The organism is Bacillus thermozeamaize (genome assembly GCA_002159075.1).
Taxonomy (GTDB): Bacteria; Bacillota; Bacilli; order ZCTH02-B2; family ZCTH02-B2; genus Bacillus_BB; species Bacillus_BB thermozeamaize.
This window is the reverse complement of sequence record LZRT01000142.1, coordinates 1-24,271: the sequence shown is the minus strand read 5'-3', so window position 1 is coordinate 24,271 and position 24,271 is coordinate 1. Positions and strand designations below refer to the sequence as shown.

The 24,271-nt window shown below is 56.5% G+C and carries 15 protein-coding genes and 1 pseudogene; 9 read left to right on the top strand and 7 right to left on the bottom strand.

Annotation, left to right across the window (positions count from 1 at the left end; translation table 11 throughout):
- Window positions 1-39 precede the first annotated feature (39 nt).
- The gene (locus tag BAA01_04250; protein ID OUM84151.1) at window positions 40-1,158 is read left to right on the top strand and encodes a hypothetical protein; all 1,119 of its coding nucleotides are present in this window, start codon (window positions 40-42) and stop codon (window positions 1,156-1,158) included.
- A 166-nt stretch (window positions 1,159-1,324) separates the two neighbouring features.
- Here BAA01_04250 and BAA01_04245 read toward each other — a convergent pair whose 3' ends face one another.
- Both BAA01_04245 and BAA01_04240 read right to left on the bottom strand, forming a co-directional pair.
- A complete protein-coding gene (locus BAA01_04245; GenBank protein OUM84150.1) occupies window positions 1,325-3,700 on the bottom strand; it encodes a hypothetical protein in 2,376 nt (791 codons plus the stop codon).
- 307 nt (window positions 3,701-4,007) lie between these two features.
- Window positions 4,008-6,530: a hypothetical protein gene (locus tag BAA01_04240; GenBank protein OUM84149.1), complete on the bottom strand. Its 2,523-nt coding sequence runs from the start codon at window positions 6,528-6,530 to the stop codon at window positions 4,008-4,010.
- 383 nt (window positions 6,531-6,913) lie between these two features.
- Between BAA01_04240 and BAA01_04235 the strand changes: the two genes are divergently transcribed.
- Window positions 6,914-8,431 carry a hypothetical protein gene (locus tag BAA01_04235; GenBank protein ID OUM84168.1) on the top strand — a complete coding sequence of 506 codons (1,518 nt, stop codon included), beginning with the start codon at window positions 6,914-6,916 and terminating at the stop codon, window positions 8,429-8,431.
- Between the two features lie 243 nt (window positions 8,432-8,674).
- Here the strand turns inward: BAA01_04235 and BAA01_04230 are convergent, their stop codons facing one another.
- The gene (locus BAA01_04230; GenBank protein ID OUM84148.1) at window positions 8,675-11,410 is read right to left on the bottom strand and encodes a hypothetical protein; all 2,736 of its coding nucleotides are present in this window, start codon (window positions 11,408-11,410) and stop codon (window positions 8,675-8,677) included.
- A 319-nt stretch (window positions 11,411-11,729) separates the two neighbouring features.
- On the opposite strand from BAA01_04230, the gene BAA01_04225 reads away from it, so the two are divergent.
- A complete protein-coding gene (locus tag BAA01_04225; protein ID OUM84167.1) occupies window positions 11,730-12,479 on the top strand; it encodes a hypothetical protein in 750 nt (249 codons plus the stop codon).
- 180 nt (window positions 12,480-12,659) lie between these two features.
- Here BAA01_04225 and BAA01_04220 read toward each other — a convergent pair whose 3' ends face one another.
- Window positions 12,660-13,424: a cyclase gene (locus BAA01_04220; GenBank protein OUM84147.1), complete on the bottom strand. Its 765-nt coding sequence runs from the start codon at window positions 13,422-13,424 to the stop codon at window positions 12,660-12,662.
- Between the two features lie 30 nt (window positions 13,425-13,454).
- Entirely contained in the window at window positions 13,455-14,444 is a 990-nt protein-coding gene (locus BAA01_04215) for a hypothetical protein (GenBank protein ID OUM84146.1), read from the bottom strand.
- A gap of 251 nt (window positions 14,445-14,695) precedes the next feature.
- Between BAA01_04215 and BAA01_04210 the strand changes: the two genes are divergently transcribed.
- Window positions 14,696-15,367: a hypothetical protein gene (locus BAA01_04210; protein OUM84145.1), complete on the top strand. Its 672-nt coding sequence runs from the start codon at window positions 14,696-14,698 to the stop codon at window positions 15,365-15,367.
- A gap of 352 nt (window positions 15,368-15,719) precedes the next feature.
- Here BAA01_04210 and BAA01_04205 read toward each other — a convergent pair whose 3' ends face one another.
- Window positions 15,720-16,760, bottom strand: a complete 1,041-nt coding sequence (locus tag BAA01_04205) for a transposase (GenBank protein OUM84144.1) — start codon at window positions 16,758-16,760, stop codon at window positions 15,720-15,722.
- 258 nt (window positions 16,761-17,018) lie between these two features.
- Here BAA01_04205 and BAA01_04200 point away from each other — a divergent pair, with 258 nt between their 5' ends.
- Together BAA01_04200 and BAA01_04195 are read left to right on the top strand one after the other, a co-directional pair.
- Entirely contained in the window at window positions 17,019-18,113 is a 1,095-nt protein-coding gene (locus BAA01_04200; protein OUM84143.1) for a transposase, read from the top strand.
- Between the two features lie 330 nt (window positions 18,114-18,443).
- The gene (locus BAA01_04195; GenBank protein ID OUM84142.1) at window positions 18,444-19,955 is read left to right on the top strand and encodes an acetyl-CoA hydrolase; all 1,512 of its coding nucleotides are present in this window, start codon (window positions 18,444-18,446) and stop codon (window positions 19,953-19,955) included.
- A gap of 15 nt (window positions 19,956-19,970) precedes the next feature.
- On the opposite strand, the gene BAA01_04190 is transcribed toward BAA01_04195, so the two are convergent.
- Window positions 19,971-20,837 (bottom strand): hypothetical protein, encoded by an 867-nt coding sequence (locus tag BAA01_04190; GenBank protein OUM84141.1) that lies wholly within the window; start codon window positions 20,835-20,837, stop codon window positions 19,971-19,973.
- Window positions 20,838-21,071: 234 nt separating this feature from the next.
- Between BAA01_04190 and BAA01_04185 the strand changes: the two genes are divergently transcribed.
- The 3 genes and pseudogenes from BAA01_04185 to BAA01_04175 all read left to right on the top strand — a co-directional run bounded on the left by BAA01_04185 (window position 21,072) and on the right by BAA01_04175 (window position 24,271).
- Window positions 21,072-22,736: a long-chain fatty acid--CoA ligase gene (locus BAA01_04185; GenBank protein ID OUM84140.1), complete on the top strand. Its 1,665-nt coding sequence runs from the start codon at window positions 21,072-21,074 to the stop codon at window positions 22,734-22,736.
- A 13-nt stretch (window positions 22,737-22,749) separates the two neighbouring features.
- A complete protein-coding gene (locus BAA01_04180; GenBank protein ID OUM84139.1) occupies window positions 22,750-23,736 on the top strand; it encodes a phosphotriesterase in 987 nt (328 codons plus the stop codon).
- Window positions 23,737-23,919: 183 nt separating this feature from the next.
- Window positions 23,920-24,271: pseudogene (locus tag BAA01_04175) on the top strand (transposase).

Below are 24,271 nucleotides of genomic sequence, written 5' to 3'. Positions count from 1 at the left end.
GGTTGATACATAAAACATCATCAGAGAGGAGAACCGAGATTGAACATTTATCCAGTACATCATCGCCGCAAGGGAAGTTTCGCCATGATGATGCTCACCTGCCTGCTGGCATTGGCTTTTTGTCTTCCCCAGGCATCCTTTGCCGCAGGGAAAGTGGGCGTCTCCGCTTCAGAGGAAGACCATGTGTTCCGGTTTGCGGGGGAAGATCGTTTTGCCACTTCCGTGGCTGCTGCCTCCGAGATCTACCCGGTCACAGAGCGCGTGATCCTCGTTTCCAACAGCAATGATTTTGCAGATGGGTTGGCCGCCAGTGTGCTGGCTGGGGCTGTTGATGCGCCGATTCTCTTGACCCAGCCGGGGCAAGTGCCGGATGTCGTCGCCGACTATCTGGCAAGCGCCGAAGTGAAGGAAATTTACCTGATCGGCGGGCCACAGGCCATTTCCGCCCAGGTGGAGAAAACCTTGAAACAGCAGTATCAGGTGGAGCGGATCGCCGGAGAGACGCGGGAAGCGACGGCGGTGCAAATTGCCAAAAAAGCCAAGCAACTTGCGCCTGATTATTTTGAGGAAGTGGCCCTGATCGTCAACGGACGGGCGCCCGCCGACGCGCTGGTGGCCGGGCCTTTGGCCGGGCAAGGCATGCCGCTTCTGATGGTGAATAAGGACAGCATCCCGCAGGTCACCTTGAAAGGCCTTCAGGAGCTGGGAGTGAAAGCGGCGTTCGTGGTTGGCGGAGAAGCGGTGGTTTCCGATGCTGTTCTCGGCCAGCTGAACAACCTGTTACCTGGAACCACGGTCAATGGCGTCAAGATGAAAGCGATGCAAATTGGCGGGGATAACCGCATGGAAACCAGCCTGTATCTGGCGGAGCTGTTGCCGGCTGCTGATGTCCTGCTTGTAGGCTGGGAAGGACTGGCCGATGCCGTATCCGCCGGCTACGTGGGTTCCCTGCTAGGCGCTCCGATTATCTACACGCATGCGGGCAAACTGGATGAGGAAGTGGGTCTCTACCTGGAGGCTGTGCTGTATGAGGATTCCACGGTCACCATCTTTGGCGGGGAGAAGGCGGTCAGCAGTGAGGTGGAGGCCGAGGTGAAGGCCATCTTTGCGGCGCTGTTGGAGCAACAGCCGACCGATCCCTCTACAGGTCAGGAGTAGAATGGGAAAAAGCTGTAGATCGACAGACGAAGCTGTAGTTCAGCAGAGTAACCCAGCAGATGTATGGGAAAAAAGCTGTCCCGGCAACGGGACAGCTTTTTTGTACATTTTGCGGCGTTGCGTTGATGCGTGCTCGGCAGCATCGGGAGGGTCGTGTATGGTAAGGTTACGGTGTAGGGACGGGCTCCTCGCCGGGAACGTCGCTGCCTGCTGACACCAGGATCGTGAGCGGCTTCCTGGCTTCTCCCTGGATGGCCCATCGGGTGCTGTACGTACTCCGGATGGGTTTGATAGCCTCGTCTTCCCCGGAATCCGGTTTGTCCAGGCCGGGATTTTCCATTTCCGGCGCTTCCGCCCCGGGTTCGGTCCCGAGGGGGTAGAGATCGACGATGATGTCGTTGCCCTTCGGTGCGCTGATGAAATCGTCAATCATCTCCTGAAGCGACTGCGGTTCCTCGCCGGAGCCGTTCAACGGACGGAAGAAAAAGTCATTCTGGCTGGAGAGGATACGCACTTCGTAAGCGCCCGGCGCCAAGTCTTCCGGAATTTTTACCGGCACATCCAGGGTTACAGGTTGCGCTCTCCAGGGCTGCAAGGTGATGCTGAACACGATGAAATCTCCGGGCTTGATCGCCAGATCCGGATGTTTCAGCTGGGCATTGACAATTCTGGCTGTGGTGTTGTTTTTGCTGACTTCGCTGTTGACGCTGATCTGTTTGATGGTGATCGGCTGGTACGGATTGTTGGTCAGGATGTTCATCAGTTCCAGCAACGTCGCATAGGCAGCGTATGCCGTATCGAAACTGTCATATTGCATGTCGGTACGGGTGATCGTGCCGAATTCGGCTGTTTCCACCTGGACGGTAAACCGGTTGGTGCCACGGGTGTCACCCAACCGATCGATGGCGCGGTAGATCCCTTCCGCAGCGGTGACGGCGGCATAGGAAGGCAGAATATCCTGGTTGGGTATGATGCTGGTTTTCAGCGTGTGTTCCCGGTTGCGATCCAGATCTTTGGTCTTGACGTTGACAGGGACGAGCTGGGGTGTTTTGCCGATGATGCCGGCCACTGCCGCAGCCCGATCCTCGGTGATGGTGCCCACTGCCTTGCCGGGGATGCCATACTTGAAGGGGGAAATCAAGCCATCGCCGGCTCCCCTGATGACCGTGGTAATCCAGGCTTCCGTCAGCAGGGCGTTGGTCTCACCGGTCCACAAGGCCGGATGTCCAAATGCCCAGAGCCGGTTGTTGTCCACATAGGTGACGGTGCCGATGCCATAGGACCGCAGATCGCCTGAGGCCAGGACCAATCCCATCGCGTCACCGGGCTGCAGGGGACGTCCCAGCGCTTTCATCGAGGCCGGCTGGCCGCTGTAGGGTGACGCGTTGAGCAGGGTATATCCTTTCTGTTGCAGCTGCTCCTGCAGGGCGTTGAAGGTCTTTGTTCCCAGCCCGGAGACGAACAGGGGTGTGGGCAGGGTGTACCCCAACAAGGTGGATGGTGCAGTCTTCTGGCCCGTCTTTGGCGCCGTGGCGCTGATTTGCACTTTCTTGTACGAGACGCCGTCAATCTGAAGCGGCTGCTTCAGTGCAAGGCTGGTGGCTTTCGGTTTGACGGGCGCGCCGTTCAGCATGGCTTCGATTGGGGTCAAGCCGGCCAGCATCGGGTCGGTAAACCCATATGCCAGGGCACCGGCGATCTTGCCGTTAAAGTAGACCGGGCTGCCGCTCATGCCGGATGCTACGCCATACGAGCGCTTCAGCAGTTCGCCGGAGGCGCGGACGAGGATGATGTCGCCGCCTCCTTCTCCCTCTCCCTTGAGGACATCAATCACCTTGACAGTGAACGATTCGATTTTGTTTCCTTCAATGACGGTGTGCACCACGCCCTCCATGCCCGGCTTGATCTGGGAAAGGGGGATGATTGGCGGAGCGGGCAGGGTTTTCTGTTTGGCAAGGTTCTGCAGGAGGGTGTTCAGCCGTTGCATCAGCTGTTTTTGTTCTGTCTGGGTCAGGGCTTTTTTCGGCGACAGCCGGCTGTTGCTGTCTGGGGTGATCAGTCCCAACCAAGTGGCCCAGTTGATGTCGTGATAGAAAGCCTTGTTGATTTGGCCGGCATCCAGATAGGGTGGGACGTGGTTGGCCGCTGGCAGGGGATGTTTGGTACGGACAGCCCGTGCCAGCATTGACGCCGCTGCTTCCCGTGTAATGGCCGTGTTGGGGTAGAAATACTTGGACGTTTTGTCGATGATGCCGGCCTTGATGGCGGCGTCGATATATCCCTGTGTTTCCACCCAGTGCTTGCCCGTGTCCTTGAATGCACTGCCTTTTTGATCCTTCTTCGGCAACTTGAGTGCATCCACAACCTGCTTCAGAAACTGCGCCCGTGTCAAGGTGGCTTGCGTCTGTTTTTTGCTGCTCACATTGACCGGCGGTTTTTCCGCGGCGGCCATCGCTGCGCCGAGGTCGCCCGGCAGTGCGCTTACTGTCAGGGCTGAGCTGAGAACGATGGCTGCCAAAGTGAACCTGGTTTTACGCTGCATTTTTTCACATCCTTTTCATAAGTGATCATCTGATTTGCATATGAACGGTGGTTTCCTCCGCCGGAAGGTTTCCTCCGCCGGGACGGAACATCCGATGATTGAAAAGAAAATGTGATTGTAAAGATATTCTATAAGAGGAGAGGAATTCCTGCCGTTCCCATAAACAAAGCTGCCCTGAATTTCGCGGGCAGCTTATTTTGTCGTTTGTGAGAAAGATGGGTTCATTTCGTTCGTTGGGATGTTCATTGAGATCTTTTTCTTCTCTTTTCCATCATTGAAATTTTTCTTTGTATCGCTTTGGATGGATTCATTGCGAGAGCCATTGGCGGAGCTGGTTTTGCACCGTTCCGGACACGGCCTGGTTGCCGCCGAGCAGAATGATCTGCTTGGGTTTTAGACGCTGTAATTCGTTCATGGTGGCCGGCGGAATGGCGTCCGGCGTGACAAGCAGGAGAGGGCCTTTTCCAATGCCGGTTAGCGGGCCGGCGGCGAGGGCGTCGGGGAAGTGTTCGCCGGTGGCCAGAAATACGGTTGCGGTACCGGGTGGGAACCACGTGGCCGAGATCTGGGCGGCTGTGTCATAACGGTTTTCCCCGGCGATCCGCCGGACTGTTCCGCTCGTCAGGCCGTGCAGTTCTGCCATCACCGCCCGTGAAATGGCCTGTTCGCCGCCGAGCAGGATGATCTGCTTGGGTTGCAGGCGTTCCAGTTCCTCCCTTGTGGCAGCCGGCAAGACATCCCTGGCCGTCAGCAGGATGGGTCCCTGAAGATGTCTGCTCGCTGCACTGGCGGCGAGAGCATCGGGGAAGTGTTCGCCGGTGGCCAGATAGACGACGGGGACGCCCGGACGGAACAGTTGCCGTGAAAGGCGCGCGGCCGTATCGTATCGATCGGTGCCGGGAATCCTGAACGCCCGGTACCGGGTGGTAAACCCGCGAAGCTGGCTGAGAACGCTGTCACTGACGGCTTCCTTGCCGCCGAGGAGGATGATTTCCCTGGGCTTCAGGCGCAGCAGTTCTGCGCGTGTGGCGGGCGGAATCTGATCGCGGTTGACCAGAAGAACCGGCGATTTCAGCAATTGGGCTGCCGGTCCGGCTGCCAGCGCATCGGCGAAGGTTTCCCCGGTGGCGACGAGCAGGGTCTGGACCCCAGGCTGATAATAGTTGGCTGCGAGGATGGCGGCCGTTTCATAGCGGTTGTTTCCCGCCATCCGCCGCACCGGTCCCCGTGTTTCGAGGGTTTGCTGGACGGCCGAAGCCGCATCCACCATTTTACCGGTGCTGGTATAACCGATGGTTTGCTTCAGCGTGCGCCCGCTGTCCATCAGGATGCGTCTCATTTCGTAGGAAGACAATTCCTGGTGAATGGTGGACATCCAGGCAGCCACGCCGGAGACAAAAGCGGTGGACATGGAGGTTCCGTCCAGGAAGCGATAGCCGTCGTCTGGAACCAGGGATTCGCCATCGCCGCTGACGGAAGCATCAGATGGACTTGGCGTGACGTTTTGCCGGCTGTAGTGCACCATTCGTGGCGGCGTGAGCGGAAAGGTGCTGAGAATGTCCTGGCCGGGAGCCGCCAGGTGCACCCGATCCTTGCCGTAATTGCTGAAGCGGGCCAGTCGTCCGCGCGAGTCGACGGCGGCGACGGAGATGAGATTCGGCGAATCAAAGGCGGCCGGAAAGAGGGGAGAGGAGTCGATGTCCACGCCTTGGTTCCCGGCTGCTGTGATGAAGAGGAGTCCGGAAGCTTCAATGGCATCCCGCAAGGGCAATAGCTCATCCAACCGCTCCCCTTCAATCCCCCAGGAGGCATTGATCAGGGATGCGCCCATCTGCGAAGCGTACTGGATGGCGCGGATGGCGTCAGAAATGTACCCTCCTTCCGGACCGATAAATTTCAATGCCATGATCCGGACATGGGGGGCGATGCCGGCGATGCCTTTATTCTGGTGATCGGCGGCGATGATGCCTGCCACATGGGTGCCGTGAAAGTCCTCCCCCGGATCGTGCACCGTGGGCTTATCATAATAGAAATCCCATCCGTGGATGTCGTCGATATACCCGTTTTGATCGTCGTCCACGCCATTTCCGGGAATTTCTCCGGAATTGGTCCACATCCGGCCGGCCAGTTGGGGATGACTGAAATCGACGCCGTCATCGATGACGGCCACGACCACTTCCGGAGCATTGGCGGCCCCTTCGCCGGTCAGTCCGGCGTGCTGCAAAAAAGAAGTCATGCCCAACAGGTTGATGTCCACTCCCGGAGTTCCCTGGACGCCCCGGATCGGCTGGCCGCGGTTATGGAGTCCCCACTGCAGGGGCCAGTACGGCTGCTCGGCATAAGCCAGATACATGGCGCTTTCCTGAACTTGGGCGGGGTGGACGCGCCGATCCGGCACGGCGTAGGCCACCTGCGGATGCTTAGCCAGAGCCCTGGCTGCCAGGCGGAGGACGGCCATCTCCGTTTTCTTGCCCGTGTTCGCTTTTGTTATGCCATGGTTTTGTTTGGCAGAGCCGGAGAAGGGTTCCCTTCCGCCGGCCCGCTGTGCGTCTATCGGTTGGAGCAGTTCCGCATTGATCAGGGGAAGTTCCTCAACCAATCGCATTCCTGCTTCCCGGCGGATGGATGCCTTGACCGCTGGGCCTGCATCGGGCAGATAACGGACGATCAGGCCGCGGGCATCATCTTCTGGCGCGGTTTCGTTCGTGGCAGCCGGGGAAGCGGGTGCGGCGGCAAGGAATCCGTTGGCAGAAGATGCGGCTGGGTTTCCGCCGGCCGATGATGGCGCTGCCGTGGTCAGTGCGAGAATGGCTGTCAGGCAAACAACCACGCAGGTTCGTAAGGCCCTCCAGCGTGACAGGTGATGATGGTTTTTTGACATCAGTTTCCCTCTCCCAAATAAGCTGTCCTCGTACATGCCCCCATTTTACCATGGGATGGCGGGAAAACCAGCTATTTTTGGCAATGGAGGGATTTGGTATAATGTCGTAGGGTAGGAGAGTTTGTTCCATTTTGTTCATCAACGAGACCTTATTTCCATTTAAATCAACGAAATCTTATTTAACGAAACCTTACTTAAACAGATAAAACATCTTCATCATAGAGAAACATCTGAATTAAAAAATAACCGGTATATTTGAAACATGCCGATGGGGAGGAACTGGAGTGCAGAAGAGCGGGTTGAACAAGACGAAAAAGAGCAGATGGCCCGTGATGGTGGCGGCCATGCTGAGTGCCGTTTTGGTGATGGTAAGCATCATCTGGAGCGGCGAGGCAAGTGCCCAGGCGCAGGTACAGCGGCTGACCGGTGAGGATCGCATTGCGACCGCACACACCATCGCCCTTGAGCAATGGAAAACGGCTGAGACGGTCTTGCTGGCCCGTTATGACCTTTTTCCCGATGCGCTGGCCGGCGTGCCGCTGGCCCATTTCTATGGCGCGCCGATCCTCCTGACGTATCCCGACCGGCTGCGTGACGATACGCTGGAGACGCTCAGGGGACTGCAGGCAAAGAAGGTCATCTTGCTGGGGGGAGAGGCGGCTGTTTCGCCACAGGTTGAGCAATCCTTGCGCAGCGTGGTCCAGGAAGTGGAACGGATTGGCGGGAAGGACCGCTACGAGACGGCACAGCTGATCGCAGAGCGGCTGCCCAACTCCGGACAGCAGGCCATCGTGGTGAACGGGGAAAACTTCCCCGATGCCCTGGCCGCTGGCCCATACGCAGCACGTCAGGGCATGCCGATTCTGCTGGTGGCAAAAAATAGGATTCCAGAGCCCACGCGCCAGGCGCTGGCGAAGATGTCCAGCCTGTATGTCGTTGGCGGTCCGAATGTGGTCAGTGACCAAATCACGGAACAGCTTCGACAGATCGTGGGGATGCCTGTGCAGCGGCTGGCCGGCGATGATCGCTATGGAACAGCGGTTGAACTGGTTCGCTACTTTAAGCCGCCCATGCAGACGGTGGTGGTGGCCACGGGTGAAAACTTTGCCGATGCCCTTTCCGGCGCAGCCCTGGCCGCCAAGTTGGATGCACCCATTCTGCTTGTCCGTTCGGCGGCCGTGCCGGTGTCCGTCAGTCAGCTGCTCCGAAATGTTTCCGTCGAGCGTTACGTGATTCTGGGCGGGACGGCGGCAGTCTCCGGGAAGGTGGAAGCGGAACTGAAAGGATGGAAGCCGCTCCGGATCATGATCGATCCCGGACATGGGGGCAGTGATCCGGGAGCCATGGGCAACGGGTTGAAAGAAAAAGACCTGACCCTGGATATTGCCAAGCGGGTCACACAGCACCTGAGCAACCGCTATCTGGATGTTCACGTGAGGATGACCAGGGAAACGGATGTCTACCTGACCCTCAATGAAAGAACCCAGATGGCCAACCAGTGGCCGGCCGATTTCTTCCTGTCGATTCATATCAACGCTGCTGCTGATCCGGCTGCCAATGGATTTGAAAGTTATGTTTACAATAAGCCGGGTTGCTGTGCCACCTCACTGGCCAAACAGCAGGTGATCCATCCTTATATCGTCCAGCAGATGAAATTCAAGGACCGGGGGATGAAACGGGCCAATTTCCATGTGCTGCGGGAAACCACAATGCCGTCTATTCTGCTGGAAAACCTGTATATCAGCAACCCCGGCGATGCGGCCAAGCTGGCCAATCCGCAGTTTCGCGAACAGCTGGCGCGGGCGATCGCCGACGGGGTGGCCAAGGCATGGGGGATTCCTCCCAAGTGAAGCGGCATCAGGATAGTCGTGATGAAGGATCAGGATGGACAGATACAGGATGGACAGATAGATGAAGAAGATGGAGAATATGAAAAAGACCGGGCGGGAGATTTCCCGCCCGGTCTTTTTGCCTTCAGTCTTTTGATGCCGGCCTTTTTGGCTTTGGCTGCATCCGATTGCCGGTTCATTGCCGGTGGATTGCCGGTTTCTCTTGCACGGGGCTTCGGTTTGCCTGTCGGCTTTGCGCTCTCTTTACTTGGTGATGTTGAGCGCGATTTTTTCCAATGCTTGCCGCACAGATAGGCTGATGGCTTGCGGTCCGCCAAGGTAAGTGAACTGTCCCACCGTTGTGACCTCCTGGCTGAGCCACTGCTGGATCGATGCCGGGACTTCCTGGTTTTTGACGAGAATGATGGGCGCCGGCATTTTCGCCGCCAATGCCGTTCCGGCCAACGCATCTGCGAACAGATCGCCGCGTGCAAAGTAAATCTGCGTCGTCGGCAGTTGATAGGTTTTCGCGATCAGGATGCTGGTGTGGTAGCGGTCGCTGCCGTTGATCCGGGTGACGGCAGTGATCTTGTTTTTCAAAGCTTCTTCAACCGTTTTCGGGATGGCCACTTCGCCGCCGACCAGTGTCACTTTTTCCACCGGATGCTTCTCCAGATAGGAGAGAATGGACGGATGGAGTGAAGTGCCCTGTTGCAACAGGATCGGGATTTGCTGGCTGGCTGCATAAGGTCCAATGGCCAATGCGTCGGGCGATTTCTCATCACCCGTCGCGATAAACAGCTCCCGTACGGGGGTGCCCGCCTTTTCCTGAATTGCCTCCGCCACGGCCAGGGCCGTTTCGACGCGATTTTCACCTGCCAGCCGGATCACCGTATAGCCGGCCGCTTTCAATTGGTCCTCAATGGCCGTGGAAATGGCCACCTGGCTGCCCAACAGGTAGACGGTCTGCGGTTTAAGGCGCGCGATTTCTTCCTTGACTTTATCCGGCAGGGCATCCGGCTTGGTCAACAGCAACGGCGCGTCATGCTGCTTTGCCAGAACGCTGCCGGCCAGCGCGTCGACCGTGAGATCGCCGCGAGCGAGAACCACCGTAGCGGCGCCGTTGGGCCAGCCTTGGCGGGCAATGGCCACGCTGGTCTCGTAACGGTCGGCGCCGGCCAGTTCGTTGCTGTACACAGGCGGCACGATCAGCGTCGAGTAGAGAACGCTGTTGCCGATTTTGCTGCGGAAATCTGTCCCCGAGATCGTGAGCTTGCCCTTTGTCCCGGTGAGTTCCACTTGGGCTGCGCCCATGCCGGGGGTGCGCTTGACCACCACCAGCTTCTGGAATGTTCCGATTTCGGGCCACTTGGATTCAATCACCTGCGGGTCCAGTTTGACCTCCCAGCGGTAACGACTGTGTGGTCCGTATTGTTTTGTCTGAGAGTTGTAGGTGGCCACCTCTTCCGGCACGATGGTCTTGCCGCTCGGCAGCTTGTACTGGTCTTTGCGGGCTTGCAGGTAAGAGACGGGGCTGCTGGACCAGACGGCATCGTTGCTTTCGATCCAGCCGCCGTTGGAAGAGCTGTAAGTGGTGGTGACGAGTTGGTTGTTGATCAGTGCCACTTCGCCGTTTGTCGAAGCGACCACATTGTCGATTTTGGCTGCGTACGGTTTTTGGATGTCGTGAATGCCGTATTTGCCGCCAAACACCTGATCGCTGGTGGTATCCACCAACAGCTTGTCAAGGCCGAACCCTTTCCGCGCCGCATAGGTACGGGCCGCAATCGTCTGCGCGCGCAATGCGTTCTCCGACCAGGAGGCATAGGACTCCCGCGGCACGACGCCGGTGAGGTACTGGCGCAGGTTGACCAGGTTGGTGAAGCTGATTTCTCCCCGATCCGACCCCTGGATTAGGGACGCTTTCAGCTCCAGGGTTCCTTCGTAGAAGCGCTTTGCGTCAACGCTCCCTGCCGCCGGTTGCTTCGGGTGAACGGCCGTGACCCAAAGCTCGACATAACTGCCGGACTTTGGCTTGAGCAAGAGGGTTGTCTGATTGAGCTGAATGCTGCTTGGGCTGCCGGTAGTTTCGCTGGCCTGGCTGTCCGTCACCGGTTCAAACCGGTAGCCGGTGTCTTTCAGATAGGTGAGGTTGTACTTTTGTCCCGCCGTCAGGGTGGCCAGCGATTTGCCGCTTGCGTCCTGGATCTCGGCGCCGCTTGGGGCGATCAGGGTCCAGGTGGTTTTTTCCTCGATGTTTGTCCAGCTTTTGCGAAAGTCCTTCAGGCTTTGCAGGGAGACCCGGACCGTTTGCGTGGCGTCGTCGTACCGTTTCACCACGTCGCTGCCGGGATAGTAGTGCTTGATGATGTTTTTGTAGCTGACTCCCTGCAGGGCCAGTCCCTGGGCGCCCCATTGGGACATGCCGACCCGGTGCCCGTAGCCGCCGCCGGTGATGATGACCGGCGGCCTTTCTGCGCCGGTGGCGTCAAGCGCCTGTATCCGGGGACTGGATACGGACGACTTTTCTTCCAGCGTCATTTCTTTGATCAGGGGCTGGCTGGTAAGGCCGGGTTCGGCATACAGTTCGAGGTGGAGTGTTTTCGGCTGGGTTGCGGAAAGCGGGCGGATCTTCTGGATGACTTCCGCCGGTCCGATGTCTGTGATGACTGCCTCAAATCCGTCCGAGACGTTCAGCAGCGGACCCTCCGCAGGCAGGGTGACCTGCAGGACGGCCGCATCGGATGGCCATTGGATGGTGAGACGGCCTTGCCGTCCGGTCATCACCCAGCTTCCATCCCCTTGCGGCAGCAGTTGTTCCTGATGGATGATTGCGCCTGAGAGGGAATCTGTTTCTTGGGCGGTCGCCCGTGACATGCCGGGTGGTTCAAAGGCCAGCCCGCCGACAGTCAGAATCCCAGTCAATACCATGATGATCAGGCGGCGCCAGATTTTTTTGCCGCCGCTTGAATGCGGATGTGGACGTGATGATGCTTGCATCTTCCCCAGCTCCTTCTCCCATCGAATGTTTTATTCAGACCATCATCAGACCATCTTATGACACGATCTTGAAGGTGCCTCATCAACTGGATACAGTTTCAGAGATTGCCATAAATTTTCTGGTAATCTTTTTCTAGCTTAACATAGTTGAAAAATAGCAACAATGTAGATTTCTGGAACCCCAGGATAAAATTTGTCAATCTATTTTCGTCGCAAATCTGGGACAAATGTCCAGATTTGTTGTATAATAGTAGCATTGAAAAGAAGGACCAAATGCGCGGAAAGGAGCGTGGGGATGAGGAATCGGTATGGGAGATTCATGTGGCGCGTCGGTTTGCTCACGTTGCTCGCTGTCTTTCTGGTTGGGACAAGCCATACCTTTGCGGCGATGGGGAACCGGACGCTGAAACAGGGGATGCGTGGCGATGATGTCCGCGAGCTTCAGCTTGCCTTGAACAGACACGGGTTTAAGCTCGCCGTAGATGGACACTTCGGTTCCAAAACCAGGCAGGCAGTTGAGGCGTTCCAGCGGGCCAACGGCCTGCAGGCGGATGGAATTGCCGGCAAGCAGACTTTTGCGGCGCTGCAGAAAAAGGCGGGCAATGCGAAGGTGCAACAGCCGGCGCGAAAGGGGCAAACCACTTCTCGCAGCGGAGCCGACCGAACGAGGAACCCTTCCACGGTACAGAATAAAAGCCAAATGTTAAAACAATTGTATGAATTTGCTAATCTGTACCTGGGTACGCCTTATCGCTATGGCGGGACGACGCGGAACGGGATCGACTGTTCAGCGTTGACCCAACTGGCCATGAAGCATGTCGGGATCACGATTCCACGGAACACCGCGTCGCAATATCAGGTGGGACAGCCGGTGAGCCGTGCCCAGTTACAGGCGGGGGACTTGGTTTTCTTCAGCACGACGGGCCCTGGACCGACGCATGTCGCCCTGTACCTGGAAAACGGGGTGCTGTTGAACGCAAGCTCCAGCAAAGGCGTGACGTACACCAAGTTGACCGAACGCTATTGGAATGACCGCTACTATGGTGCAAGGCGGGTTGTCTCATATTAATTAACTTTACGGGCTTTGACTTAACGGGCTTTCAGCAGGTCTGCCGTTTTGGCCACATGGAGGCCACATGGACAAGCCCCTCCTGGAAACGCCGGAACTTCGGCGTTTCCGGGAGGGGCTTCATGCTTGCTGCATCCGGCTTCCGCTCCGTATTCAACCGTTCCATCCGCAACCACCATGTCAGTCCTCAACAATGGCCACGGCGCGGACCCAGCCCGCACTGGCGCCGGCAATTTTGACCGGAAAGGCGACCACGGTAAAGCCTGTTGGGGCGGGGATTTGGTCCAGGTTGGCCAGCTTTTCGATCTGGCAGTATTCCAGCTTTTTGCCGACATAGTGGGCGGCCCAGATGACATCGGGGTTGCCTGTTTGGCGGTACTTTTCCGCTTGCGCCCAGAAGGGGACGTCCCAGCCGTAGCCGTTGGTGCCCATTACCTTGATCCCGCGTTCAATCAGGTAGACTGTGGCTTCAGCGCTCATTCCCGGATGGATGTCCGCGTAGCCGGGAGTATATAACTTTTTGTCGCAACCGGTGCGGATGAGCACGATCTCGCCGGGGGAAAGCTGGTGCCCGATCTTTGCCAGTGCCTGTTCCACATCGGATTTGGAAATTTCTTCGGCCGGCTGTTTCCAGGTAAAGTCGAGGAGCACCCCGTTGCCGTAGAACCAGTCCAGCGGCAATTGATCGATGGTTTTGGCGGGCTGATCTCCCGTTTGGAACCAGTAGTGCCAGGGCGCGTCCACATGGGTCCCGGTATGGGTGGTCAGGGTCACAGTTTCCGTGGCCCAGGCTTTTCCTTCCGGCCACTCCTCCGGACGGAGGCCGAACAGGCTGGCCGCCCGTTCGACCGACTGTTCGTGGTTCAGGTAAGCGATTTGTGGCGGGGACGGTTCTTGCGACGCCGGATCCATCGGGACGCTTAAATCGATGAAACGTTTGGCCATGTGTGGTCCTCCTTACATTGAATGTCCATTTCATCCGCTTTTCTTCTTGCCAATCCTGTTGCGCAATACGCCCAGCCCTTCCACCTCAAGCTCCACCAGGTCGCCTTCCTTGAGAAATTTACCCAGTTCCAAGCCGCATCCCCAACCGACGGTACCTGAGCCGAACACATCCCCGGGAACGATCCGCTCGCCGGTTGAGACGTAGGAAATGATTTCCGGAAATTTGCGGTACATGTCGCCGGTGGTGCCTTCCGTCCAAAGCTCCCCGTTGACGTAGGCCCGCATGTTCAGCTGATAAGGATCCGGAATCTCGTCCTTTGTCACCAGGTAGGGACCCAGCGCTGTGGCAAAGTCCTTGCCCTTGGCCGGCCCCAGGCCGACGCTCATTTCTTTTGCCTGTATGTCGCGGGCGCTGAAGTCGTTCATGATCATATACCCGACGATGAACTCTTCCGCCTCCTCGGCGCTGATATCCTGACCTTCCTTCCCGATGACGCAGGCGAATTCCAACTCGTAGTCCATCTTTTCCGTGTAGGAAGGCCAGATGACCTCATCATCGGGGCCGATGATGGTGGAGGTGTTCCCCTTGTAGTAAGCCGGAATCTCGTACCATGCAGGCGGGACATCCTGCCCCCTGGTTTTGCGGGCGTTTCGGATATGGGTTTCAAAAGAGATGAAGTCCCGTAGATTGCTGGGTTTTTCGATGGGAGGCAAGAGACGGATGTGTTCCTGAGCGTGGATGAACGGGTATTGCCGGCGACTTGCGGGCGGCGTCATCGCAAATTGCAGCGCCTCCCTGGCAGCCTCCATGGCCGGCCGGCCATTTTCCAGGAAACTGACCAGATCTTCGGGGAGCAGGGTCTCCGCCAGGCGCACGGCGCCTTTTTCCGAGGCTTGGCCCTTTTCCAGCAAAAGTTGCCGGTAAGCGGCGGCCAGATCGATCACGCTCCCGTCCTGCCAGGCGCCCAATCTCGGCATGTTGAGAGGGTATGATTTTAGGACAAATCTGACGATTTTCATGAGCGTCCCCCTTATTTCAATTGTTTGCTATGGAAAAGATAGCACCCGTATATGATTATAGTAGATCGTATATTTTTGCACAATTCATAATGGAGTATCACAGATGGATGATGGAGCATGACAGATGGATGTTTTTTGTGTGATGACGGTATCCGATAATTGTGTACAATGAATTTGGAGCTTAGATTTGGAGCTTATTTTTATTTGATCTTAATTTTATCTCATGATCTCATGATGGAACAGGTGATTGCATGCGGCAAAAATTCCGGACCAAGGCAGAGAAGGTGTACCATCACCTGCGTGAGGGAATTATCCACGGGACCTATGCGCCAGGGCAGCGCCTTGTCATTTCCCAGATTGCGCGGCAGCTGGACGTGAGCGAGATTCCTGTGCGTGAGGCGCTGCAGCGGCTGGCGTCGGAAGGATATGTGTACCTGCATCCGCATGCGGGCGGGATCGTCAGCTCTCTGAGCGAGGAGGATATCCGGCAGATTTTTGAACTGCGGATCCATCTGGAGGGTTTGGCGACGCGCCTCGCTGTGGATCATCTGTCGAATGCGCATCTTCACCGGCTTGAGGAGATGTTGCTGGAATCAAGACAGTATATCGAGAACAGGGATTATGAGGGCTATGACCGGTTTAATCGCGCCTTTCACGAGTATATTTACCAGTTTGCCAACAATCAGCGGCTGGCCGATTTGATCCGTGACCTGTGGAATAATTCGTCCCGTTATCCGCGTATTTTTCAGGATGTGCATCAATTGGAAAATTCGTATGCGGAACATCAGGACATTCTCCGGGCGATAAAGCTGCGGGATGCGGAACTGGCGGAGCGTCTGACCCGCCAGCACAAGGCGAAGGCGTATGAATGGGCGGTCAAGTTGGTCAAGGATTTGAACCAGGAATTTACGAATTCCAAGTAGGTCGAATGCCAAGCAGGTTCTCGATGTCATGCTGGCCGGCTTCGATTTCATCCCGGGCAAATGAGGGCTTGACAGTTCCGAATGAAGGTTTGATTAGGCAGGAAGGGGATGCTGATGGATACCTGAATCCGTGAAGGTCTACCAAACGGTGATTCATGTCGGGAACGGATTGACACGATGGGTTAAGTTTTCAACTGCGAACACCTCTAAATCAGTGGAGCAACCTTTTCGTTCCCCAATCGAACCAGGTTTCATCCTTTTTTGAGCATGCCAAAGAAACCTGTCAATTTACAGGTTTTTACAAAGTCCTGAAACAAATCGCTTCTGGTAATGGGGCTGCTGGTTCCTCAGCTTATGCAAAAGCCTGGTATATTCGTTCTAAGACATTGGCCCACGGATTGTATCTGCCAAAGGCAAAATAGAAGCGACGTGCATGCCGAACAAGCCGAACCGCCATGTAAATCAGGTTTTGAATGACAGTCCGAATGCGTCGCCTTTTTACTTTCCCGCGAATGGGTGCATCGTCTTTGCGCAGACTTTCCTGACCGATGATGCGCAGCAGATTGTATGCCAACATCCCCGCATGCAGCACCAAGTCATTGGTCGCAAATTTCCCTGCAGGCAGGCGTTCCAAGCCCAGATCCGTCTTGATTTCACTGTGAAACTGTTCGCTGGTTCCATGTTCCCGATACAGCTCAATGATACGCCACGGTTGGCAACGAAGTGACGTCCAGTAAACCTGTACTTCCACATCAGGCACGAGCAGGATCTGGCCGTGGCGGTCAATGGTACGTTCGATCACGTAAAAGACTTGGCGAAGGGGATGGGGAAACCCGGCCTTGCTTACCTCGATTGAACCGACGTATTCCTTTTTTCCTTCACGCGGCTCATGGCAAGTCCCACGGGTTTGTGCGATGTGCAGCCAGGTTTCTTTGGATTCCCGGCGCAGATTGACTTTGATGATGTAGTCCACTTGGTGGTCATGGCATCGGTGAAGATTTTCCAGACTGTCATGGCCTGCGTCCATCCGGACAAGGAGGGGCCGATCAGTGACCCGCCGCGCATAGGTGATGCTTTCGGACAAGAAATCACGATCCAGGCGTTGTCGCAGCGTAGGACTGGAAGGCACGCTTTGACGTTGCAAACAAAGGGAGAACACTTCGTCGTCCCGAAACGGTTCGATGTGATCGAAGTCGCTTTTCCCTTGGCAAAGCAGACCCAGATAGCTTTTGAGCACATCGGCATGGGAATGGTAAGGATGCTCGATGTCCGTCAGACGTGTCCGATTCAGGCGTTTTCCCAACCGGGTATGGGCCAGCAATGCGCCGACGGTAGCGAGCCCAGCATGTGTTGAAAGAAGGAGGTCGTTTGAGCGGGTAAATCGAATCCTCATGATTGCACCTCACAGGTGAAGGATGGTTTTCATTGACTACGAAAAAAATTCTCCGTCGGACGCGCGATTGCCTGCTATAACAGCAATTTTTTAGCTAGATTGTTCACTGATTCAGGTATTATAAAAACAGGGGAGGGTCTGGGAGGGGCAATAAAACCCACTCCTTCAGGGGTGGGATACATGGACCCCTCCCGGCAAACATTTGTTCCGTCCTTCTCTCCCATGGTATCATAAGGACAAGGAAAGAAGGTGGAACAAATGCACAAGGCGTACCGGTTTCGCATCTACCCAAGCAGGACGCAACGTGATCTCATCCATAAGACGTTCGGATGTTGCAGATACGTCTTCAATCACTTCCTTGCCAGACGGAAGGAAGTGCACGAGGCGGAAGGAAAGACGCTTGGGTATAACGCCTGCTCCGCTTTGCTCACCCGTCTCAAGAGAGAGCTGGATTGGCTCAAGGAACCGGATGCCACGGCGCTGCAGACGGAACTGCGGCATCTGGATGACGCATTCAAACGTTTCTTCCGGGAAAAAAAGGGCTACCCACGTTTTAAGAGCCGGAAGAACCCGGTGCAATCCTACACATCCAAAAACAACAAGGGAACCATCGCCATCCAAGGAAACCGGATTCGTCTCCCCAAACTGGGGTGGGTCAGGTTTGCCAGGTCCCGCGAGGTCAAGGGCCGGATCATCTCCGCCACCATCCGGCGGAACCCGACGGGGAAGTACTTTATCTCGGTGCTGGTGGATGAGGAGATTCCACCGTTACCCGCTTGTGATAGTAAAGTGGGCCTTGACCTTGGCGTAAAGGAATTTGCCGTCCTTTCCACCGGTGAGGTCATTGCTAATCCGAAACATCTGTACAAACACGAAAGGCGGTTGATCCGCTGGCAGCGCATCCTTTCCCGCCGAACCCAAGGCGGCAGGCGATGGGAGAAGGCCCGCCTGAAGGTGGCCCGTCTGCATGAGAAAGTGTCCAACTGCCGAAGGGACTTTCTGCACAAGCTGTCGACCAGGCTGATTCGCGAGAACCAAGTGATCTGCCTGGAGGACCTGCAGGTGCAGAACATGCAGAAGAACCACTGGCTGGCCAAGCCTATCTCTGATGCATCCTGGGCAACGTTCCGTTCCATGCTGGAATACAAGGCGAATTGGTACGGACGAAGCCTCGTGCTTGTGGCCAGGACATTTCCATCAAGCCAGCTTTGTTCCTGTTGCGGATTTCGCAACAAAGAAGTGAAAAACCTTGGCTTGAGAGCATGGACATGCCCAGAGTGTGGTACTCACCACGACAGGGATGTCAATGCCGCAAGGAACATCTTGCAGGAAGGCTTGCGTCTGTTGGCCTAGCCAACTGAACCGTGGGACACACACGGGGATCGCTCGGTCAAGAAGCGGCCGTTGGGCCGCTGTTCCCGAGAATCCCACGGCTTAAAGCCGTGTGGAGTGTCAAATGGGGATTTAAGTTATATGGGCTATGGGTATTGAAGTCATGGTTCCGCCTCATTCTATGGATAGAGGCGGGATTTTTTGCTCAAAAAATGAAGGGTTTGCAGAAAAATCGGCTGCTTTAACGGGAATCATGCTGTTTTATCGGTGTTTTGGAGATCGAGGGAAGCAAACGTGGTATAGTCATTAAAAATCAAAATTCGACAAAACGGTTACAAAGGGGGGATTCGGTTGTCGCAGCGCATTCGCAACAAGGATTTGGCATCGCGGGTCGTGAAAGCGGAAGAGGCGGCGCAGTGGATTGGGCATGGGATGACGCTGGCCATGGGAGGGTTCGCGCAGGCAGGCGATGCCAAGGCGGTGCCCAGGGCCCTTGTGGAACGTGTCAGAAGAGAGGGGAAGCCGTTTAAGATCAACGTGTTTACCGGAGCTTCGATCAATTCGGAAATCGACGGCCTGTTTGCGGAAGCCGGGATTGTCAACCTGAGGCTGCCTTACCAGTCGGAAAAACGGATGCGCGAACGGATCAATGCGGGAGAGGTCAAGTATATTGACCAGCATCTTTCCCACACGGCCGAGCTGATACGTCAGGAGTGCCTGCCGCCGATTGATGTGGCTTTGGTGGAAGCGGTTGCCATAACGGAAGAGGGATGGATTGTCCCGACCACGTCGGTGGGGAATGCGCCCATTTTTGTGAACAAGGCGAAGATGGTCATCGTCGAATTGAATGAAGCGCAGCCGGCAGAGCTGGAAGGGGTGCACGATCTGTATATACCTGAAGCGCAGGGGCAGCGCCGGCCGATTCCGATCACCTCCGGGGACAGGCGGATCGGGACGCCGGCGATGCAGGTGGATCCCGGAAAGATCAAGGGCATCGTGATCACAAACGAACCGGATGCGGCGGCAAACATTGTTCCGCCAGATGCCGAGACGCAGCGGATGGCCGATTTTCTGATCGATTTTTTGCGGCATGAAGTCAAGGCCGGCCGCCTTCCGGCCAGTCTGGCCCCCCTGCAGTCGGGCGTCGGGTCGGTCGCCAATGCGGTGTTTCACGGCTTTTTGCATTCCGATTTCACGGATCTGGAAGTGTATTCCGAAGTACTCCAGGATGCGATATTCGATCTGTTGGATGCGGGAAAAATTCGCTTTGCGTCGGGCAGTTCCATCACGTTGTCGCCCCGGAAGGCAAAGGAAGTGATGGGGAATTTTGCCCGCTATCGCGACAAATTGATTCTTCGCCCCCAGGAGATTTCCAATCATCCGGAGATCATCCGGCGGCTGGGCCTGATCGCGATGAACGCGGCGATTGAGGTGGACATTTACGGGAACGTCAACTCCACCCATGTTCTGGGAACCCGGATGATGAACGGGATCGGCGGTTCCGGCGATTTTGCGCGGAATGCGCGCTTGACGGTTTTTGTGACGAAATCGACCGCCAAAGGCGGGGCCATCTCCAGCATCGTGCCTTTTGTGTCCCATGTCGATCACACCGAACATGATGTGGATGTGATCGTGACGGAACAAGGGCTGGCGGATTTGCGGGGGTTGTCTCCGAGGGAACGGGCGCTGGCCATCATCAGGAATTGCGCCCACCCCATGTACCGTCCGCAGCTTTTGGCCTATTACGAAGAAGCGGCGGCCCGGGGCGGGCATACGCCGCATGTTTTGGAAAAGGCGTTGCAGTGGCACATCCGCTATGAGAAGGAAGGCACCATGCTGGAAAAGGTCTCCATGCTTTCATGAACGCCTTGTGAATCCTTACGAGAGGCGCATGTGCCCATTTTCGGAAACATCATCGATATCCCCATCGATGACGGCTTGGTCACCAAGCAGACAGGCGGCGCACGTTTTGGCCACGTCGGCGCGGGTGGTGAGGCCCAAGTGGTCGCAGTCGTCAAAGTCAGCCAAGTGAATGGCGTCTTCGATCAGGGCGGAATCGGCGGGAACCAAGCCATCGCTTGCCGTCTGGCGGTGGAGGGCGCGGAGCGTGTGCCAGCCGAACCAGACCTCTCCAAATACACCCCGATGTTTCAGGCTGCCGGTGGCAAAGCCGCGCAACGTGTAGAACTTTCCGCCCGGGCAGAGAGGGGCTCCCACGGCCGGGTATTGGCGGTTGAATTCCGCCACCCACTCAGGCGTCAGGTTGGCGAAGGCCTGGCTGGAACCGGCCAGGACCCCTAGCCAACGGAAGGTGTGCGCAAGCGGGGAACCGTGGTGCGGCGTGCCGAGGGTGACCACGTTGACGACGGTGCCGGGATGATCGTAGATGAATTTGCGCGTGATCAGGCCGCCCATGCTGTGGGCTATGACGTGGAAGTTTTTGCCCAAACCATATGTTTCTTGCAAGATGCGCACTTTTTCCGCGACACGGGCAGCCTGGATTTCCACACTGGCCCTGCCGGCCGTGTAACTGTTTTTGCCGATAAAGGTAATGGTTTTTCCGCTGTACTGGCGCGTCCAGATCCGGTTGGATGGGTTGGTGTAGAGGACATACACCTTTCCCGAGCCCCAGATGTCCGCCAGCGTCTGAAGAAATGCCCGGCCCCAGCGGTGCATGTTTTGCAATCCATGGATGAGCACCAGGTCATGTCCTGGTGCTTTCCTTTTTTCATCTTTGCCACTCATGGCTTTGCCTCCCCATCGATGCATGATGCATGTGATGCGTAAAGATCCTGAACTAATTAACGGATGATTAAAACTAAAACAATGATCAACGATTGAAAAAAGTTATCTACAATTATAAAATTTTGTTAGAGTCTGGAGCGAATTTGTTGAATCTTTATTGAATCTTCGCATTTATAGGGAGATATGTTGAAAACGATAACCTTGCGAAAATTGGCTGGAGGTGTCTTGTGTCCAATGCCGTTTGATCGTCATTTTCCGTTTTGGCCGTCCCGTTTGCCCAAGTCGCTGGATTATCCGCAGGTTCCGTTGTGGGATTTTCTTGAGACTTCGGCGCGGCGTTATCCGCACAAACCGGCCATCATTTATTACGGAAACAGGATTTCGTATCGGCAGTTGAAGCAGGAAGCGGAACAGGTAGCCGCCGGCCTGGCGGCCAAAGGCGTGAGAAAAGGGGACCGGGTGGCCCTGTACATGCAGAATGCGCCGCAGTTTATCATCGCCTTTTACGGCATTTTGCGGGCCAATGCCATGGTGGTGCCGCTCAATCCGATGCTTTTGGAAAATGAAATCGATTACATGCTGCGGGACAGCGGCGCCAAAGTAATCTTTGTCGGGCAGGATCTGGCCGGACGTGTCATGGCCATCAAGGATCGTATACGAGCGCTTGACGTGGTGACGGTGACGTATCGCGATTACCTGAACGAGGAGCCGGAGATTCCGGCGCCGGATTTTGTCCGGGCGCCGCAACGGACGGTTCCGGGGACGATGTCCTGGCGGGAGTTTCTGTCTTCTGCCGCCCAAGTGCCGGAACTGGAGGTGGGGTCTGAAGATTGGGCCGTGTTGCCTTATACCTCCGGTTCCACCGGGATGCCGAAAGGGTGCATCCATACGCATGCCTCTGTGATTGCCACGATCGTGGGTGCCGCATATTGGAACAACGTTGCGCCGAGCGCGGTGAGCCTGGCGGTCCTTCCTCTCTTTCATGTTACCGGTTTGCAGCATTGCATGAATACCCCGATTTTTGTCGGGGCGACGATTGTCCTCCTCAGCCGCTGGGATCGGGACGTGGCGGCCATGTGCATCGAGAAGTATGGTTGCACCCACTGGGTGAATATCAGCACGATGGTGGTGGATTTTCTGGCCAATCCGAAGTTGGATCAGTACGATTTGAGTTCCCTGAGGTCGGTCAGCGGCGGTGGCGCGCCGCTGCCGGAAGCCGTGGGAGAGCGCCTGTTTCAGAAGCTGGGGATCCGGTATATGGAAGGGTACGGGATGACGGAAACCATCTCGCAAACCCACAGCAATCCGCCGGACCGGCCCAAGTTGCAGTGCCTTGGCGTCCCCGCCCCCGACACCGATTGCAAGGTGCTGGAGCTGGGCACCGACCGGGAACTGGGTCCAGGCGAGGAAGGGGAGATCGTGGTCAGCGGGCCGCAGGTGATGAAGGGTTACTGGAACAAGCCGGAGGAGACGGAGAAGGCCTTCGTCACGATTGACGGGAAGCGGTTCCTGAGGACGGGGGATATCGGCCGTTATGATGAAGAAGGGTACTTCTTCATCGTCGACCGGGCCAAGCGGATGATCAACGCATCCGGGTTCAAGGTCTGGCCGACTGAGGTGGAAAGCGTCCTGTACAAACACCCTGCGGTGGCGGAGGCTTGCGTGGTGGCCACCCCTGATGAGCGGCGCGGGGAAAACGTCAAGGCGTTTGTGGTGTTACGGCCGGAATATGAAGGCAAGGTGACGGAGGAGGACATCATTCAGTGGAGCCGGGAGCAGATGGCGGCATACAAATATCCTCGCGTCGTGGAGTTTATCAAGGAGCTGCCGAAAAGCGGCAGCGGTAAGATCCTCTGGCGCGTGTTGCAGGATCGGGAATTTGGCCGCGAGGCGAAGTGAGGAGGTGACCTCCATGACCCCAAACGTGCGGACCGTGACGGGGGAGATTTCCCCTGAGCAGTTGGGTGTGACGCTGATGCATGAGCATTTTCTGTTCGGTTATCCGGGGTATGCGGGGGATGTGACGTTGGGGCCGTTCCGGCACGAGGAGGCCATGCAGGCCTGCCTGGCGGTGGCTGAGCGGCTGAAAAGCCATGGGGTGAAGACGGTGGTGGATGCCACGACCAATGAGGCGGGCAGAAACCCTGAATTCCTGAGAGAACTGTCCGAACGAAGCGGTTTGCAGATCGTCTGTTCCACCGGATATTACTATGAAGGCGAAGGGGCGCCCGCCTATTTCAAGTTTCGCCGGGCGTTCAGCGATATCCAGCAGGAAGTGTATGAAATGATGATGACAGAGATCACCGTGGGAATTGCCGGGACAGGGATCAAGGCAGGCGTGATCAAGCTGGCCTCCAGCAAAGGTCAAATCACCGATTACGAGCAGGTGTTTTTCCGGGCGGCGGCCCGGGTGCAGCGGGAGACGGGCGTGCCGATCATCACCCATACCCAGGAGGGAACGATGGGGCCTGAACAGGCGGAACTGCTGATTTCCGAAGGGGCCGACCCCGGCCGCATCATGATCGGGCACATGGATGGCAGCACCGACCTTTCCTATCACCTGCGGACCCTGAAAAAGGGGGTGTTGATCGCTTTTGACCGGATCGGTCTGCAGAAGGTGGTGGGGATGCCGATGGACGAGGAACGTCTGGCCTGCCTCTTCGGCCTGATCGGTGCAGGATACGACAATCGGCTGATGCTCTCGCACGACACGATTACCGTCTGGCTGGGGCGGCCCTATACACCCAATGAGGTGGCGAAAAAGCTTCTGGCCCACTGGACGCCGACGCATCTTTTTGAAAACATCCTGCCGGCGCTCCGGCGAGGGGGTGTGACAGAAGCATCCATTCAAAAGATGCTGGTGGAAAATCCGAAGCGTCTGTTTGGCGGAAATCAGTGATTGGCATGACAGTCTACAGGCTGTGGCCGGATCGGCATGATCCGGTTTTTTTATTTTGTTGACAGAAAAAACTCCCCCCGCAACCCCACTGCTTTAGCGGTGGGTAAGGGCGTTTAGCACTCCAAATTCCATCTTTCATCCATGTTCTCACTCCAGTACAATGTAGACAGAGAGAGTGAGAACGTGTATTCGGTTCGCAAGATGAAACTTCCTAAAACAGAACAATTGGACGCGCTTGCCATGGCCGCAGGGGAACTGTACAGCCGTGTAATGGTTTCGTTCTGGCGCACTGTTCGCAAAAAAGGAATCTGGCTAAAAGCGTCATCCATGATGCGTTGGCACAACTCGAGCCTGCTCCATGCCCACAGCGCGGACGCAGTGGTGCAGAGCTTCTACGCCGCCCTCAAGTCCTGGCGTAAACGACGGAAGGCAGATCCTCAAGCCAAACCTCCCTACCGTCGGCGGCGCTACTTTCGGGTCCAGTGGAAGTCGTCTGCCATCCGGGTCCGGAACGGAAATCTCATCCTTTCCAACG